Annotated in this window: 16 protein-coding genes; 10 read left to right on the top strand and 6 right to left on the bottom strand. The window is 40.7% G+C overall.

Features of this window, described 5'->3' with window-relative positions:
• Positions 1–670 precede the first annotated feature (670 nt).
• Positions 671–1,267 (bottom strand): DUF2087 domain-containing protein, encoded by a 597-nt coding sequence (locus CDC37_RS12965; protein WP_096622371.1) that lies wholly within the window; start codon positions 1,265–1,267, stop codon positions 671–673.
• A gap of 1,035 nt (positions 1,268–2,302) precedes the next feature.
• Here CDC37_RS12965 and leuB point away from each other — a divergent pair.
• From leuB to accD, 4 genes are all read left to right on the top strand, one after another.
• On the top strand, positions 2,303–3,391 hold the full coding sequence (gene leuB, locus CDC37_RS12970) for a 3-isopropylmalate dehydrogenase (RefSeq protein WP_096622373.1): 1,089 nt from the start codon (positions 2,303–2,305) through the stop codon (positions 3,389–3,391).
• A 434-nt stretch (positions 3,392–3,825) separates the two neighbouring features.
• Positions 3,826–4,086 (top strand): hypothetical protein, encoded by a 261-nt coding sequence (locus CDC37_RS12975; protein ID WP_096622374.1) that lies wholly within the window; start codon positions 3,826–3,828, stop codon positions 4,084–4,086.
• Between the two features lie 113 nt (positions 4,087–4,199).
• Positions 4,200–5,018 carry a prepilin peptidase gene (locus CDC37_RS12980; RefSeq protein WP_096626169.1) on the top strand — a complete coding sequence of 273 codons (819 nt, stop codon included), beginning with the start codon at positions 4,200–4,202 and terminating at the stop codon, positions 5,016–5,018.
• A 925-nt stretch (positions 5,019–5,943) separates the two neighbouring features.
• Positions 5,944–6,936 (top strand): acetyl-CoA carboxylase, carboxyltransferase subunit beta, encoded by a 993-nt coding sequence (gene accD / locus CDC37_RS12985; protein WP_096622376.1) that lies wholly within the window; start codon positions 5,944–5,946, stop codon positions 6,934–6,936.
• A gap of 422 nt (positions 6,937–7,358) precedes the next feature.
• Here the strand turns inward: accD and CDC37_RS12990 are convergent, their stop codons facing one another.
• Positions 7,359–8,060 (bottom strand): rhomboid family intramembrane serine protease, encoded by a 702-nt coding sequence (locus CDC37_RS12990; RefSeq protein WP_096626171.1) that lies wholly within the window; start codon positions 8,058–8,060, stop codon positions 7,359–7,361.
• Between the two features lie 318 nt (positions 8,061–8,378).
• Between CDC37_RS12990 and CDC37_RS12995 the strand changes: the two genes are divergently transcribed.
• The 4 genes from CDC37_RS12995 (at position 8,379) to CDC37_RS25240 (ending at position 10,769) form a co-directional block, all read left to right on the top strand.
• On the top strand, positions 8,379–9,524 hold the full coding sequence (locus tag CDC37_RS12995; RefSeq protein WP_096622377.1) for a cysteine desulfurase family protein: 1,146 nt from the start codon (positions 8,379–8,381) through the stop codon (positions 9,522–9,524).
• 647 nt (positions 9,525–10,171) lie between these two features.
• A complete protein-coding gene (locus tag CDC37_RS13000; protein WP_096626173.1) occupies positions 10,172–10,384 on the top strand; it encodes a type II toxin-antitoxin system VapB family antitoxin in 213 nt (70 codons plus the stop codon).
• Positions 10,371–10,565, top strand: coding sequence for a hypothetical protein (locus tag CDC37_RS25235; protein ID WP_231943050.1), 195 nt, complete (start codon positions 10,371–10,373; stop codon positions 10,563–10,565). The genes CDC37_RS13000 and CDC37_RS25235 overlap by 14 nt, the downstream gene beginning before the upstream one ends.
• Before the next feature lie 51 nt (positions 10,566–10,616).
• The gene (locus CDC37_RS25240) at positions 10,617–10,769 is read left to right on the top strand and encodes a hypothetical protein (RefSeq protein WP_231943051.1); all 153 of its coding nucleotides are present in this window, start codon (positions 10,617–10,619) and stop codon (positions 10,767–10,769) included.
• Positions 10,770–10,867: 98 nt separating this feature from the next.
• Here CDC37_RS25240 and CDC37_RS13010 read toward each other — a convergent pair whose 3' ends face one another.
• Positions 10,868–11,578, bottom strand: coding sequence for a hypothetical protein (locus CDC37_RS13010; protein WP_096622379.1), 711 nt, complete (start codon positions 11,576–11,578; stop codon positions 10,868–10,870).
• 1,065 nt (positions 11,579–12,643) lie between these two features.
• Here CDC37_RS13010 and CDC37_RS25790 point away from each other — a divergent pair.
• Positions 12,644–12,757, top strand: a complete 114-nt coding sequence (locus tag CDC37_RS25790; RefSeq protein WP_442861091.1) for a DUF2949 domain-containing protein — start codon at positions 12,644–12,646, stop codon at positions 12,755–12,757.
• Between the two features lie 77 nt (positions 12,758–12,834).
• Here CDC37_RS25790 and CDC37_RS13020 read toward each other — a convergent pair whose 3' ends face one another.
• From CDC37_RS13020 to CDC37_RS13030, 3 genes are all read right to left on the bottom strand, one after another.
• Positions 12,835–13,380 carry a pentapeptide repeat-containing protein gene (locus CDC37_RS13020; protein WP_096622380.1) on the bottom strand — a complete coding sequence of 182 codons (546 nt, stop codon included), beginning with the start codon at positions 13,378–13,380 and terminating at the stop codon, positions 12,835–12,837.
• A gap of 332 nt (positions 13,381–13,712) precedes the next feature.
• Complete coding sequence (locus tag CDC37_RS13025) at positions 13,713–14,711, bottom strand: SGNH/GDSL hydrolase family protein (RefSeq protein WP_096622382.1); 999 nt, start codon at positions 14,709–14,711, stop codon at positions 13,713–13,715.
• A 278-nt stretch (positions 14,712–14,989) separates the two neighbouring features.
• Positions 14,990–15,406 (bottom strand): hypothetical protein, encoded by a 417-nt coding sequence (locus tag CDC37_RS13030; RefSeq protein ID WP_096622383.1) that lies wholly within the window; start codon positions 15,404–15,406, stop codon positions 14,990–14,992.
• Between the two features lie 1,185 nt (positions 15,407–16,591).
• On the opposite strand from CDC37_RS13030, the gene CDC37_RS13035 reads away from it, so the two are divergent.
• Positions 16,592–17,203: a hypothetical protein gene (locus CDC37_RS13035; protein WP_096622385.1), complete on the top strand. Its 612-nt coding sequence runs from the start codon at positions 16,592–16,594 to the stop codon at positions 17,201–17,203.
• The last annotated feature ends 42 nt before the right edge of the window (positions 17,204–17,245 follow it).

Here is a 17,245-nt window from a genome sequence, read left to right on the forward strand (position 1 = left end):
GTTTAGATTTGTTTACCAAGATTTCACCATTTTGCCATGTCACAGGTGACTAGCTATTGGTCTCATCTTTAAAAATTGGTGACCGAATTCGGAGTCTATGGAAGTGCCTTGATGGATATTGACCGTGTATCGAGAGCAAAAGCAAAACACCTAACACCTCCGAATCCGTCAATTTCTGTCTTTTTCAGCACTTTCCCGTACAATTCATCCCTCAACACCCTAATTGCGTATTTATACGCCTCTATAATATTTTAAATTCAATAACCCTTAATACAAAATATGTATAATTTTCATGAAGAAATCAAAAACTTTATATTTTTTTGGTCAAAAATCCTTCTAAATACCGAACATACGGAAACAACGAATTTTAAATTATACTTTATTCACCTAAAAATCGCAAAACGGGCAATATTATATAAATTAATACTGAAACAGTTAATCTATATGCCCGTCAAATAGTTAATATGAAGTTTTAAATTATACTCTGATGACGAAAAAATAGAAATTTCCCCTTGAATCACCCCTTCTATCGGTAAGCGATCGCATGACCATCACGGGAATAACTAGTGGTCTATACCATATGGCTCTAGCCCCAAAAAAGGGTTAATATGAAGCTCTAAAGTGCAACTACTGACCCTTTCTCACCCATCAAAATTAACACGATCAACCACTAGGGGAGAAATTGGGGCGATCGCATATAGTTACCATTATCCCGAACTAGTAATTGTAAACCCAGCAACTCCTGTCGTAGGGTGACATAATCAGGATGAAATCTTTGAATAAACTCATCAATTTCAGTTTCAGTGTAGCTAACCCCCACTTCTAAATGGCAAACCAACCACTTGAGAACCACCAAGCGCTTTTGTCGATTTGTAGGGATTTCCCGCAACCGGATAACAGCATCGGGATTATCAAAATCCCCTTCAATCACTGCTTTGAGAACCTTAATGTCCCACACCTCTGTGTTTAAATCCTGTACCAAACTTGCCATTTTTTCTAGTGTAAAGATTTCTCGTCCAAAAGCCTGTAATGTTTCTAAATTGATTTGATATAAATGCACATTTCCTTCTACCTGCATCTTCACTAAATCTAATTGCTTTAACTTAGTTAAATGGTGGGATACCGTTGGTTCTTTTAAATTCAACAAAGTTGCTAACTCCTCAACACTGCATTCTTGATTTGCAAGAATACCTAAAATCTTTAAGCGACTCTCATCCGCTAACGCTTTCAAAAAGCGCAACCACACTTTTAGTTGCTGATCATTCATATCCAATCACGACTAAATATCGACATTCATCTAATTAGACAAATGTCAACTTAGCTCGCAGCCCTCCTTTAGCCCAGTTCCAGACTTCGATTGCAGAATTTCAAATAATTTTCAATTTTGGAATCTTTTTGACGAAACATTAAGTTTCTTAAGTAGTTTTTTACATTTTCTCAGACAAGTTACCAAATAATAATTAAAACTTATTTAAAAGCTGGCTTGAGGATGATTTTTAGTATAGGTAAAACTGTAGAGATCAAGGATATTTCCGTTTTTTTCAACTTTCAAAAACCATCAACTCGGAATGCATAAGCAAAACTAAATATATCAATTAATAATTTAAATTCTATTTGGGAAAACTCATATCCCCCCTTGAGAGCAAATCCCTAAAACTTTCAGGGAATAGGGAGGAGGGATGGGAGGATTTTTTAAAAGTCGATTTTAATACTTAACAAGCTCGTTTTTTGGGAGTCGGGAGTAGTTTATAAGTTTATTATTGGTAAAGCTTTAAAAAGATTTAGCCCATTAATCGCACTTCAGTTCTTTAACAGCTTTTTGAGTCACCTAATCTCCTGGCTAACGCTTTATTTAATTTCAAAGTACAAGACCTACATTTCTCACAAGGGAGTGATAAGCCTTGAGTGATGGGTTAATTTTCCTACTACTCCCTACTCCCCGCTCCCTACTCACTGAAAGCTTTAGGAGTTTGTGAGAAATCCGGGAAGAAAATCGATATAATACCATTTCACTAAAATTTTGACATATTTTCTTCCCCTGTATCCCGTCATGTATCAGTTCCAAGGTAAAACGGTATAAGTCTGCATTTGGAGCGAGTTAACGGTAAGCGTTGAGTAATAGCTTAGTTTTCTTTCTATTCCCTACTCCCAACAAGTTTTAGGAGTTTGTGATAAATCCGGGATAAGTTACTGTTCTGAAATAGTACGGCGATGAAAATTTTAACTTGATTTCTCTGTGAGGTACACTTTGGGATTATGATATTGAAACTGTTGACGTTTCCATTTTTGTTGTTAAGTACCTATGGCTGCTCAATACCGAATCACTATTCTTCCTGGCGATGGCATTGGTCCAGAAATTATGGCCGTAGCCGTGGATGTACTCAAAGCTATAGGTAAAAAATGTGCCATTGAATTCACGTTTACAGAAGCATTAATTGGTGGTGCGGCGATTGATGCCACTGGAGAACCTTTACCAGAAAAGACTTTACAGGAATGTCGCCAGAGTGATGCCGTTTTATTGGCGGCAATTGGTGGGTATAAATGGGATAGTTTACCACCTCAGCAGCGACCGGAAGCAGGTTTATTAGGGTTGCGTGCGGGTTTAGAACTATTTGCCAATCTACGTCCGGCGAAAATTCTTCCCCAGTTGATTGACGCTTCCAGCCTAAAAAAAGAGGTGGTGGAAGGTGTGGACATTATGGTGGTACGGGAATTAACGGGAGGGATTTATTTTGGTAAACCGAGGGGAATTTTTAGTGATGAAAGCGGTGTCAGACGGGGTGTGAACACGATGGTTTACAGCGAAGCCGAAATTGATCGCATCGGTCGAGTTGCCTTTGAAACTGCTCGGAAACGCCGGGGTAAACTCTGTTCCGTTGATAAAGCTAATGTGTTAGATGTTTCCCAGCTATGGCGCGATCGCATGACCAAATTGAGTATAGAATACCCCGATGTGGAGCTTTCCCATCTCTACGTAGATAATGCGGCTATGCAATTACTACGCGCTCCCAAACAATTTGACACAATTGTCACAGGTAATCTGTTCGGGGATATCCTTTCCGATGCAGCGGCCATGTTGACAGGTAGTATTGGTATGTTACCATCGGCTAGTTTGGGTGCATCCGGACCAGGGCTTTACGAACCCGTCCACGGTTCTGCACCTGACATTGCTGGTCAAGATAAAGCCAACCCTTTGGCACAGGTTTTAAGTGCCGCCATGATGTTACGCTATAGTTTAAATCAACCAGCTGCGGCTGATCTCATCGAAGCTAGTGTGTCGCAAGTTTTACAGAGTGGTTTCCGTACAGGCGATATAATGGCAACAGGAATGACCCAGTTAGGGTGTCGAGGGATGGGTGATGCATTATTGCAAGCGATCGCCGCAATGTAGTTGAAAACTGTTAGCTAACAGAAAAGAAACGGAATTTCCTAGCCGTTGACCAAAAGAATGGGATACAGAGCCATCGTGCTTCTAGCACGGCTTTTTGCTATGCTTCTACTAGAGCTACTGGCTATTATCCCTCTGGACTCAAGACACGTTGAACGGCAGCAGCCACTACAGCGACGGTGAGAGTAGGAGCAGAGAATGCTCTTTGAGGCAATGGTCTAAAGTCCAACCTTAAAAGCACCCATGTTTTAGGGTTTTCGGACAAAAGTCGGCATCGGGCATGGGCACGACTCTAAATGGACGGGGAGAGAAGGTAAGACGGGTTCGCCCGCGCATCTCGGTGAGCCGTCAAGAATCACCGCTCCTTTTGGAGGGTGAGTATGTCAATTTTCGATTAATTCCAAACCATAAATCTAACATACAGAAAAAAGTAAACCGTGTACGCTTATAGACAAGAACAAAACGAATTCACCAAAGTGCGACCGCAAGCTGCATTAATTGACCCAGCAGTCATCCGCGCAGCTGGTCAAATCTATCACACCTATTGTGAAGTGCATCCAGAAATCACTGGTCAAGCAACGGGTGTGGCAATAAAACGCACGAATTTGCGAGGTAAGGTGATTTTTATCGAAAATCCAGCCTTGTTACCGGATGAATGTTTCATTCCCCTAAGTCAAATAGAATCCTATGTTTATTAGCTCTTGGAAGCAGGTAAAAACAGATTTTTTCTGATTGCAACACCCTATTGCCTACTCCCAAGCAAAGGCTATATTTGTAGCCGATGTTGCTTTTTTGGTGAGTGTATTTGGCGATGGATATGGTAGTTTTTATTCCTGCAAGTGCGATCGCATTTGTGGTGGGTGCTGCGGTTGGTAGTTTTCTCAATGTTGTCGTTTATCGTTTACCTGCGGGTTTGTCGCTGTTACATCCACCATCCCGTTGTCCCCAGTGTTTTACACCCCTTAAACCCCATGATAATGTCCCCGTGTTAGGGTGGTTATGGTTAAAGGGTCGGTGTCGTTATTGTAAAACTCGTATTTCTCCCCGGTATCCGGTGGTAGAGTTTACCACTGGAATAGTTTTTTTACTGGTTTTCGGGAATTTTCAATTTTCCCTTTCAACCTTGGGCTATTGGGTATTTTGTAGCTGGTTGATAGCTTTGGCTTTAATTGATGCGGATACCATGACCCTTCCGAATCCCCTAACCGCATCGGGAGTTATTTTAGGTATTGGTTTTAAATTAATTGAGGGATGGCAGCAAGGGGGTTGGTCACCAGCTGTAAACTCCTTATTTGCAGCCATTTTTGCGAGTGTGATTGGTATTTGGCTATTTGATACGATTCGCATCCTGGGTTCGGTTGCTTTCGGTAAAACCGCAATGGGTGGAGGAGATGCAAAACTCGCAGCAATGATGGGTGCTTGGTTAGGATGGCAAAATCTGCTGTTAGCGAGCTTTATTGCTTGCTTACTCGGTGCAGTTGTTGGAGGGATAATGCTAAGTCGAACTTCCCAGAAAAGTAACAGTATGCTGAAGATACCATTTGGACCCTATTTAGCAATTGGAGCTATCTTGGCGATGTTTTTTGGAGAAACGTTTATCTCTAACTATCTGAATTTATTTTCCGTTTGAATATATTATTTCCAGGATGTATTTCCCAGATTTAGATACACCTACATCGGGGAGTAACTATCATCAACTGAGTACACCTGAACTGATAAAAGTGGTTTTGTCCCCACTCCCTACTCCCTGTACAGACGACCCGACGGGTCGTCTGTACTCCCTGTAGATTTGAGGAATATTTGAGAAATGCGGGGTCAGAGTTTATAACTGTTAATTTGATTACAAGCAGCAGGGTTTTTCTTCTGATAGTATCAATTTGTGGTTAGAATTACCCTCAGCCCTTCCGCAAATCACTAATCTTCTGGTATTAGGGCTTACTGAAAAGTAGTAAAGACGCGATATATCACGTCTCTATATCTTGTAAGCGTTAGAGGGTATGTTAGTCGCAAAAAGTGCAAACAAAACTAGACCTAATAGAAGCTCAAAAAACCTTGCATCTGTAATTTGTGGGAGCCAAGCAAAAGTGGAATTGTTAGGTTATGAGGTTTTACTTTGGGGGAAACTTGCGGAAGTCGGAGAAGAAAATGTATCAACATTTTTGTGAAATGGTATTAAAACCCTACTACCTACTCCCAACTCACCGTACAGAAGTGACATGTCCCATCTGTACCCAACTCCCCACTCCCTATTTATACTAAGTGTTTACCTTTCGAGAAAAATATCCGGAGATACTTGATTTTATGAGCTTGTTAGCAATAAATTACTAAGCCGAAATGGGTTTATATATTTTCATTAAGCTGGCAACCAAAGCAGTAAAATCGGGTCTGAATGGTAGAGGGCACGAACTTGACCGATTAGTCAAGAGGTAAAAGTAATAACTCCTAGCACCCTTAACCGAACTTTGTAATTTGATCAAAATCGGATTATCTTTACCTAAAGAAGAAAAAAGATTTAACTATTTTCTCAAAAACTACCAACCAAAAAATCAGCAAAAATGGCAAACAACGAAGAATCGCGCGGTTTAAAGTCTCTATTTGATTGGTTTGCAAACCGACGCAAATCAGGTGCAACAAGTATAGAAAGGCAAGAACGGGAAATAGCGGATGGATTGTGGCATAAATGTCCCAAATGTGGGGTTTTGTCCTACACTAAAGACCTCCAAGCCAATCAAATGGTGTGTAGTGAATGCGGTCATCATAACCGGGTTGATAGTGACGAGCGTATCCGTCAACTGATAGATAAGGGGACATGGCAAGAGATTAATAATCATTTATGTCCGACAGACCCGTTACAATTTCGCGATCGCAAACCCTATAGCGATCGCCTACGGGAAATGCAAGCCAAAACCGGTTTAATCGATGCGGTGAAAACGGGTTTAGGAGAAATTGACGGTTTACCAATAGCTCTAGGGGTGATGGATTTTCGCTTCATCGGTGCGAGTATGGGGTCGGTTGTCGGCGAAAAATTAACTCGACTAATCGAAAAAGCCACCGAATTACAGTATCCAGTGGTGATTGTGTGTACTTCTGGGGGAGCAAGAATGCAGGAAGGGATGTTGTCCCTGATGCAGATGGCGAAAATATCTGGTGCTTTACAACGTCACAGGGATGCAAGATTACTTTATATCCCCGTTTTAACCAACCCGACCACTGGTGGTGTCACCGCGAGTTTTGCCATGTTAGGTGATATAATTATCGCCGAACCCAAGGCCACAATCGGTTTTGCTGGTAGACGGGTAATCGAACAGACCCTACGGGAAAAACTACCTGAAGATTTCCAAACCGCAGAGGATTTACTCAAGCATGGATTTGTGGACGAAATCGTCCCTAGAACCCAACTGAAAAAGGTTTTAGCCCAGTTAATCGCCCTCCACCAACCTTCCACCCCCATAGCATTAGAAAACTTCGCAGCCAACGCACTACACCACGAAAATAACCATAAGGTGTTGATGTTAGACCGTGGTTTTTCTTCCAGTACGGCTGAATAATTAAGGGATTTTGGATTTTGGATTTTGGATTTTGGATTACTCTTCGGTCGATCCGCGCTACGCGCGTCTATGGATTTTGGATTAACTAAAATCTTGCATCTCCTATCATGTTGTACTAGGTACATATACCGCATTTCGAGCGGGATTTGTGAAATTTTAGATTTAGGGTTGTTATTTCGTTTACGTTAATGCTTGCTACATATCAGGAGCTGTAACCGCTGGTTATTCTAGTTTCATTTACTGCAAAGTACAAGAGAATCGATATTAACGGTTAGTAGTCAACGGCACGCTATTTTTCACTACTGAAATCGGATTGCTATTAACCACCCTTTGGAAATTCTAGATTTTGAATCTAGCCTGCGCAAAGCTCTTGCGACAATCCAAAATCCAAAATCTAAAATCTAAAATCTCGGTCAACAAAATCAATAATCATCCTGACGGAATATACCAAAAACGGGAGCAAGTATCAAACCAAACACAAAACCACCAATATGGGCCCAGTATGCCACACCTCCAGTTTCTACGCTCATTCTTGCCATTTCTTGGAGATTCACTAACCCGGCAATGACGTTTTGAACCACAAATATACCGATGAGTAATATGGCTGGAACCCGTAGGGTAGTTACAAAAAAGCCTAAAAATGCCAGTGTCATAATTTTGGCTTGGGGAAAACGAATTACGTAGGCTCCCAAGATTCCCGAAATCGCTCCACTTGCACCCAAGGAGGGAATTGCGGAACTGGGGTTGATTGCCCATTGACACAGGGCTGCTAAAGCACCGCAAATTAAATAAAAAATAATATACCGAATCCGACCCATGCGGTCTTCGATGTTATTGCCAAACACCCACAGAAACAACATATTAGAAATTAAGTGCCACCAACCGCCATGTAAAAATTGAGACGTAAAAAGGGTTGCCCATTCAGGAATTTCCTGTCTGCCGATTTCTCCTTGAAAACTGGCCGTGAGTTGCTGGGGAATGACAGCATAGGTTTGGAAAAATAGGTCGAGTTCTTGGCGAGATAGGCTGATTTGGTGTAAAAACACAAAAACATTTGCGCCAATAATTAGGTACGTCAAATAGGGGGTAATTCGAGTGGGATTTTCATCGTATAAAGGAAACAAAGATTTATCCTCCCAGAAAGTTTGTTGTGCAAGCAATTAGGATTCCTTATTCCTAATTTAAGCTCTTTAAAGGGATGGGGGACAGATGGGAGCGATAAAGTGGGAAAATAAATACAATTAGTACTCGATAAGCGCCAAAATTGACGGTTAGGTGTCAGGGAGTAGAGACGACTGGTGGATTATCTTGATTGGGGGAGCAGGGGTAGAAAGACCACTAGAGTATAATCATCAAAAATCAAGTAGATATTTATACCTCATCAAAATTGAAAAGAATGCTAAATCCAAAATCTAAAATCCAAAATCCAAAATCCATTGATTATGCAAATTTACCTTGATTACAGTGCTACTACCCCTCCACGTCCGGAAGCGATCGCCAGTTTGCAAATTGCTTGTACCCAACTATGGGGAAATCCCTCCAGTCTCCATGCTTGGGGAAAAAATGCGGCAACGGTGCTGGAAACTGCACGGATGCAGGTGGCACAATTAATTAATGCTCCCCACCCAGAATCGATTGTTTTCACCTCCAGTGGTACGGAAGCGGATAATTTAGCGATTATGGGTGTGGCCAATTTATACTCCCAACCTCAACATGTGATTATTTCTAGTGTGGAACATCCTGCTGTTTCTGAACCTGTCAGATTGTTAGAAATGCGAGGATGGGAAGTTACCCGTTTACCAGTGGATAGCAAAGGACGTGTCAATCCCCAGGATTTAAGGGAAGCGATTCGGCAAAATACCGTATTAATTTCGATTATTTACGGTCAAAGTGAGGTGGGAACCCTCCAACCCATCCCGGAATTAGCAGAAATTGCCCAGCAACATCAGATTTTGTTCCATACCGATGCAGTGCAGGTTGCTGGTCGCTTACCAATTTGCGTGCAAAAATTACCAGTGGATTTACTGAGCATCTCTAGTCATAAAATCTATGGATGTCAGGGTGCAGGTGCTTTATATGTGCGTCCCGGTGTGGAAATAATGCCAGTTTTGGCGGGGGGAGGACAGGAAAATCGACTACGTTCGGGAACCCAAGCAGTACCCGTCATCGCTGCATTTGGGACTGCTGCACAGTTGGCTGCATCGGAATTACCAGAGGAAACAGCTAGATTGACCCAATTGCGCGATCGCTTGTTTACCCTATTAGCTGATACACCCGAATTAGTCCCTACGGGTGATTTAGAATACCGTCTCCCCCACCACGTCAGTTTTTGTTGGCAGCACAGTGACTATCAGCATCGAAATGGTCGTAGTCTTGTGCGTCATTTGGATATGGCAGGAATTGCCACTAGTGCAGGTTCAGCCTGTAGTAGCGGTAAACTTAAACCTAGTCCAATTTTACTGGCAATGGGCTATTCCGAAACCGCAGCCCTGGGGGGAATTCGCCTCACACTAGGAAAATCAATAACAATGGCAGATATAGAATGGACTGCGATCGCCCTCAAGCAGGTTTTAGCACGCTTACATTGACATCCTCCCCAGCCGTTATTGTCTTCAATAAGTGGTTGATAAGGAAGTCAGGAAAGAAAGTTATGGGATAGAGCGGTTTTTTTCTTCTTTAACGTGAATTCGACGGATTATAAACGCTACAATCCCTGTGAATCAATGATTTTGAAAGTTAAGGCTTAAAGTAACCTCATCCATTAGTTGAGAACAAACTCAATAACTGACTGATTCCTGGTTTAATGATTTTATTCTCAATATTCGGAGGTTTTTAAAAACTTCTATTTCCTACGAATAATACTGGACAAGAGTTTCAGGCTTTATAACTCATCGAACTCACGTTGAACAAGTAAAAAAGGAAAAAATCCAGACAGAAAAAGTTGCTGAAGTTGCAAATACATAAATTGTAGAAAAGAAATATGGACAACCAAAAGTAAGCAAAAACAGGGATAACAAAGAAGTAGATTTAAACAAGGAACTTCTATGTATTCAAAATTATATTTTCTGTAGAATGCAGGTTATGATGTTTTGAGCTTATAGGAAAAGCACCAATCTTTTGAATTAGAATAGGGTTGAGCGGAAGTGATGGTGACTTACAAGCCACCATCACCCTTTGGCTATAATTTAGCCAAGCCAGATTGCCCTTGGGGGCAATGAGTTTCACAATTACTTCTATGAAAATTACGGTCAACCTCGACGACTCCCTTCTGAATGAAGCTTTGCAGCTCACTAATCTCACGACTCAAGAGGAGTTGGTTAACCTCGCTTTGAAAGAGCTAGTAAGATCGCGCCGCAAGAAGAACCTTCTCGACCTAGCGGGGCAAATTCAATTTACAGAAGATTTTGACCACAAAATGCTTCGCGAGACTCGCCATGCTGCTGATTGATACGTCTGTTTGGATTGGTGTCTTTCGCGATCGCACAGGTCAAGTCCGTCAAAAACTCGAAACGCTGATTGATGATCGTGACATTTTCCTGGTACGGTTCACCCAGCTTGAACTGCTTCAAGGGAGTTTGAATGAAAAAGAGTGGATGCTCCTTTCCACCTATCTTAAAACTCAGGACTAGGTTGAACTGGCGAATGATTCTTGGCAAGCGGCAGCGCGGATTTTCTATGATTTGCGTCGTCAAGGACTAACAGTTCGGAGTCCGATTGATTGCTGCATTGCCCAGGTAGCTTTGGAGAATGATTTACTGTTGATTCACAACGATTGTGATTTTGAAACAATTGCTCAGGTGCGATCGCTCCAACACTTTCGTTTTCAACCTTAGAAAATTGTCAATATATAAACTTCCTCTACTGCGGTTTTCACGTAAAAGGATGTCTTGGCTTGTTAAACCTGTTAACTCTGATTATCCCGACTCTCGACTTATCGTAACCCTTGTAATTTCCGCATTTCCCCTTGCACATCGAGGGCAATTTCTAGGGCTTCGTTTAATAATCTACCGTGTTCGCTAGCTTTTTCCTTAACCTGTAATGCTGATAGGGTAGCTAAATTATCAGCAAATAAATCGGCATTATTAATGATAAAGCTTTGATTTTCCCGCATAATGCGCTCGGTTTTCAAGGCTCGCACTAAATCTACCCGGGTTAGCTCTAAAGCCTGAATCACCTTAGCGCGATCGCGAATTTTCACATCTGGATTTCCAGCTGCTTCTAATTCATCATTAATATGAATTGCCTGAATGGCATTATTATATCGTTCTACATCGTATAATAATATTCGTAAACTGGGGGTAAGTGCGGTCGATAATTGTTTTTGTTTTTGTTTCCAAAGCAAATAAAACCCTAACTGGGCTAACCCATTTATCCCTAGGAATGATAATATAAATACCATCCATGAAGGAAGCTGCATAAATACACCAACCAATGCATACAGCAAACAATAAATAATCACAAAACTGGAAATACCAATAAATACAGCCGTCGCAGCTTCTGGTCCCCGCAGTCTTTCGACAAACCTTTGTCCGAGTGTTTGCCAAAAATTGACGACCCGCACCAATTCATAATTCACAGGTAGATTTGTCAGTTGCTGCAACTCGCGTGTGCTAATTTTTAACCCTTGTAAATCACTACGCACAGCTTTTATTTCCCCGTATCAAAGTAGTTTATCTGATATCTATAATCAAACCACAATCTTTCCCTTCAGGATAAAGCTAATTGCCAGTTTCTGAATCCAGGATAAATCTAGGGAGTAATTTATACTTTCTGTAATAGGCTTGATGTCTCTGAGAGGATGTTAGTCAAGTGTAAATAAATACTTGAACAACCACTTTTTGAAGACGGTCAATAGGCTCAAACGGTATATTTGTCGTTATAAACTACTCCCGATTCCCTTCTCCCTACTCCCAAACAAGGATAGGTTAAGTATTAAAATCAACTTTTAAAACATCATCTGAGATTACAAACACCTATCTTAACTGGATATTTTCGGAATCGCCAGGGTCAAAAATTACAAAAATCTAAATCCTGTCTCCATCATAATTGCAAGCAGTATTTTCGGGAGAAGTATTCCGGTAGTCGGGTTTTCCGCAAAAATTATCCAGTCTTCCCCTGGATTTTGAGCGAGTAAGTTGTAAGCCTTGAGTAACGGATTGATTGTCCTTTTAATGGTACTTAGACCAGAAAAACTACTCAAATGTATATATAGCAAGACTTTGACATCGTTTTGAATCGCTTCTTGCTATCTCTGGGTTTCAAGCATTTTGGAACATGTAGTGTATTTTCCTTCCCCTGTATGGGTTTGAGGCTTATTTCTACCTCAAAAATGTTTGAGTCCCGTTAATAGGGTTTTTACTATGTCAGAAATTAAATCTTTGGGGATTTCATGTTCAGGGAGAGGAACCATAATTTCTAGAGTCCACTTCAAGAAGTTTTTGACCCATTTCTTGCAACAATGATTCAAACTCACTCCAATTCAGATCCGGAATCGTCACCTGACTCCCTGGAGCAAGGTGAATTTGACTCAATTTTTTGATATTGTGTCCATGTATCTTCACAACTTCCTCATTATTTTGATCTAAATTTTAATCTAACTTCAAAACCAGATTCAATCCAGGGGCTAGAGATTAATGATATGAAAAACTTTACTCAACTAATTCATTTTTTAGAAGCTGATTTAGAAATTCCGACAGATAATTGACTTCTGGCATTACGCCATCCAGAACTTAATCCTCACACTTTACCCATGATTTTGTGGCAATATGGATTAGTGCAAACCTATCAGTTAGAGCGTATTTTTGATTGGTTGCTGGAATAGGAAATCGGTAAAAATAACGAAATTGTCCCAGTAGAGACACGATTATCGTGTCTCTACTGTTCCCTATTTAGTTAATATCATTTTCCAGCCCATGTCACCCATCGGTGAGATTGTCCGGGATGCATCCGCATTCCACTCATTTCCTCTTCGGATAGGGAGATACCCGTGAGGTTTGCACCGGATATTTCAGCTTCGTTGAGGTTGCAATCGCTGAAATCGGCATAGCTAAGATTTGCACCGCTAAAGTCTGCACCGCTCAGTTCGGCAGAATCAAGACAGGAACGGGTCATGTCTGCCAAAATTAAGTTGGCTGAACGTAGGTCTGCTCGTGTTAAATTTGCACCTTCCAAATTGGCGTGTATTAAATCAGCGCCGATTAAGTTAGTTTCGTATAACATTGCACCGTGGAGGTTTGCACCACTTAAATCTGCGTCGGTGAGGTTAGCACAGCGCAGGTCACAATTTTGTAGGTTTGCGCGACAAAGGTTAGCACCACTTAGGTCTGCTCCAGCGAAATTGGCACCTTGTAGGTTGGCATCGCAAAAGTTGGCTTGGTGAAGATTTGCTCCATGAAAATCGCGATCGCCTTCTGCATAGCGACTGAGGACTGTTTGTGCATCCATGTTAATTTGCCTCAATATTTCAAAGTTCTGTGTTAACTTGGCTATTGATTCCCCTCAAACCACACATCAATCAGTCATTTTAGTTCGCGACAAATTCAGTTTGTTTGTTCACAATCATTAATTTACATTGTGTGGTAAATTTGGCAGTTTGACACTTTTTCTTTACAGAAATATAAGAATTAATTGTTGAGTATTTGTTGATAGGTAAATATCATTAGTGGGAATTGTTGAGGATAGAATTCAAGAATACAGGAGATAAAATAAAAAGTTCTGGATGTGGGGAAAGAATTAATTCTATGGGTTTGAGGTATTGGATGTGGAGATATTTTAGCTTATTTATAGCTATTAGCTGATGAACTTTCCCACGGGAGGTGTGAACTTACTGGCACAAATAATTCCTGTATTTTCGCTGTTAAAATATCCCTGATGAGCATATTTCCTTGCACATTTAAATGAATATGGTCGTGGTAGAGTGTTTCCGGTTGGGGGTGATGATTAAATATGGGTAAAACGTCGATGTAGGGAATATTTTCTTGGTTTGTAAATGTTTGTAATCGCTCTCTAGCTTTGAATTCATAGTCACGGGGTCCGGGTGTTCCTAGTTCCCGCTTCAGGGGTGTCATAATTAGTAAAAACCTACTTTGGTGAGCGATCGCAAATTCATGGATGTGTTTAATTGCTTCTAGGTTAATCCCCACCCTGTCACCGGGTTCCTGCTGCAATTTTGCTAGTTCTGGTATTGCTGCGGGTTTTTGGAGGTAACGCTGATATACTTCCACTAGCGCTAAACCCGGTTTCCGGTCAGGATAATTGCGATCGCGTCCAACAACCACCGAATAGGGGGCGATCGCAAATAAATCATCGGTATTAATCACTAGGATAATTATCTGCGCTCCAAAATTACCAAATTTACGTAGGTAAGCTAGTTCGTTACGCGGTCCCCAGGAATTGGCTGATGCATTGAGTACTTCTGCTTGAGTAAATTCCCTTGGTATTTTTTGCTTTAAACCTTGGGCAATTAAATTAGAGATAGTATTACTCTGGTCTGTCCACCATCCTCCATTCAGAATCGAATCCCCCACCATCAACACCCGCAGGGTTTTTACTTCTGGAACCGCTGTCACCCCCTGACTACGCATCGAATATTCATTAATCTCGATTAAATTTCCATTTCGACGGGTACGTTGATTGGGAGCGATTAAATAGCCAATCTCCGGGTCAGTTGTGTAGAGCAAAGGATTACCAAAACCATAACGCGATCGCAAGCCAATTTCCACAATCACCACCAATCCCATTAACAAACCAACCACAGTCCAAAGAATCATTTTCATCATCACTACCAATTGTGCTACATAGTGCTTGTCAAAAATAACACATTAATGATTCTGTGACATCAATGAAAACCCCTTCCCTTCTTCGTTGTCGGAGAAGGAAAGGGGTAATACCAATTTAATGTAAAGTTGCACATAATTTGAACCCACTCCTTCACCTACGAAGAGGGAGAAATCTAGTCCCCTCCCCGTAATCGGGGAGGGTTAGGGTGGGGTTCTTTCTATGCCTCTTCATATAAAATTGGTATAAGGTTGGGATTTGACTGACAACCACCTATTTACCAGTGGGAATAGTTGTTGTGGTGGTAGTTTCCATACCCACCATTGCGATAGTAGTTGTTGTGGTAGCCATTATGTCCACGATGGTAATAGTTGGAGCGGTAGTAACGATTGTGCCCATAACCATTATGGTAGTAGTTACTGCGTCGATAACCATTATTGTAGTAGCCACGACGATAGTATCCAGAGCGTCGGTATTTACAACCCCCGTTGTAGTAGTTGTGAGCAAGTAATTGGTTGGGGTTGGGAATTTCGTTGCTAACTAGGTTTGTATCTGTATCAGTGGTTACTAAAGTGTTGGCTGCAAGGGTGATTTGTTTCGCTGTTTGTTCGGGAACTGCATTACTAGCTTGTGCGCTTCCAAATCCTAAGCAAGTTGGCAAAATCAACGCACTGATAGCAAATTTCCAAAACATTTTTTTACTCCTATAAATTGTAGCAATTAACTTTTCAGAGACGGCAAATATGTGATGTCGGGTAAAATGATTTGTTGATGCTGGATTTGGAAATTACTTACGTGCAGATGGTTCTAGCTCTTTCAGGTGATGAGAACAAGGATGAAATCTGTCTTGAATTACAGATAGAAGCATCAATCCTGATATCACTCACTTATTATGGGAAAAGGAAAAAACGTAAGTTTTGAACGGTTTTTTGGAGAGAATCTAGAAAATTTAATTCCTTCTAGATAATCAAATATCCGCATCAATTTCAAAATCACAGGACTGATGCAAGGACAATGTAAACACCGTCATTACAACTTCAGGTAGACGCGCAGCAGCTTCTTGCAAAGTAGCAATCCCAAACACCTGATTTCTCCATCAAGAGTGCCTAAGTCCTCAATCAATTGAAAATCTACTCTGGAGAAATTATGTAATATCGTAATGTCTGATTTTGCCAATTTATTCTTGATGACAATGGCATGACATGACAAATTATGGCTACCTCAATTTATCCAGAAATCAAAATCATTTCCCTCATAACCCTCTGATTAATTAAGAGTTATCATGATTTTTTTACTAAAATAGTTAGCCGCGATCGCAATATTTTTATTTGTGTCTGTTCTTATTATTTATTTACAAATAAAGTTATTAATTAACTGTTTTTAACCGTACTGACAAAAATCCTTATTTTATCTCATGACTTATCCCATTTCATAAAAATGTTGATCCTATTTTCTCTCACCACTTCAATCAATATACCGTTTGAACCTATTTACTGTTTTCAATAAATAAAAATTGATCAATTATTGATAGACACTTTCCAAAAATCCTCTCAGGGTAATCTTGTCGAAAAATTGACAACTGTCCGATTGCGTTACTAGCAAAACTCACTTTTTCGTTTATATTGTGACTATTGAGGGGAGAAAAACCCCTTGATCACAAGCTCTACAAGGAAAAAATCTTGACTCTATTGCCCACTCCCTATTCCCTACTCCCTCTTTCCAAGATACTATGTCACCTACTGTTGACAATGACTGGTGGAGATGGGATATTCGCGTTATTAATGAATATAATCACCTAAAATATCAATTTCAGATCACGGTTAAATACCACACTATACATAATATCTAAATAATTAAATAAATATAAAAAAATACAAATATGGGTTTTTTTAATGATAATGTTCCCCCCCTGCGTCGGAAGCGGGAAAATTTAGATATACAAGATTTAGAAGGGTTGTGGCGGGTGAATTGGCGGATTGGGAAATTGCAAGTTTATTCTACTTACTATACCAGAGTCGATCAAGCATTCATTCTCTGGGGGATTTTATTGCTGCCAATGTTTATCACAGCCCAGTTTTTTCCTGTTAGTTGGACACTGCAAGCGATGGTCTGGTCGATTTTGAGTTGTTTCGGTGTGCTAGCGATGATGAATTGGACTCGTTATTGGGTAGTGAAACGGAATGTGAACTGGATTTTATACTGTTGGGCATTTTTAATGTTATTTGGAGTGATATTGACGAATTTAGGGATTTTTGCCGGTTGGGGAGGAATTTTATTTCATATTTGTCCCCTGTGGTTGGGATTGAGTGCATTAGGTTATTTTTGTACAGGTTTTGCCGTGCGATCGCGAATGTTAATCCTCACAGGAGCTTTACACGTAGTGGGAATCACAATTTTACCCTGGATGCTAGGTTGGCAATTTTTGCTGACAGGTGGGTTAATGGCTGCTTGTTTGTTATTGTTAGCCGAGTTTGAATGGGATCATGTTTGAAGTAGGGAGTAGGGAATAGGGATGCAGGGGTTAGTAGAGACG

It is taken from the genome of Calothrix sp. NIES-3974, assembly GCF_002368395.1.
GTDB lineage: Bacteria > Cyanobacteriota > Cyanobacteriia > Cyanobacteriales > Nostocaceae > NIES-3974.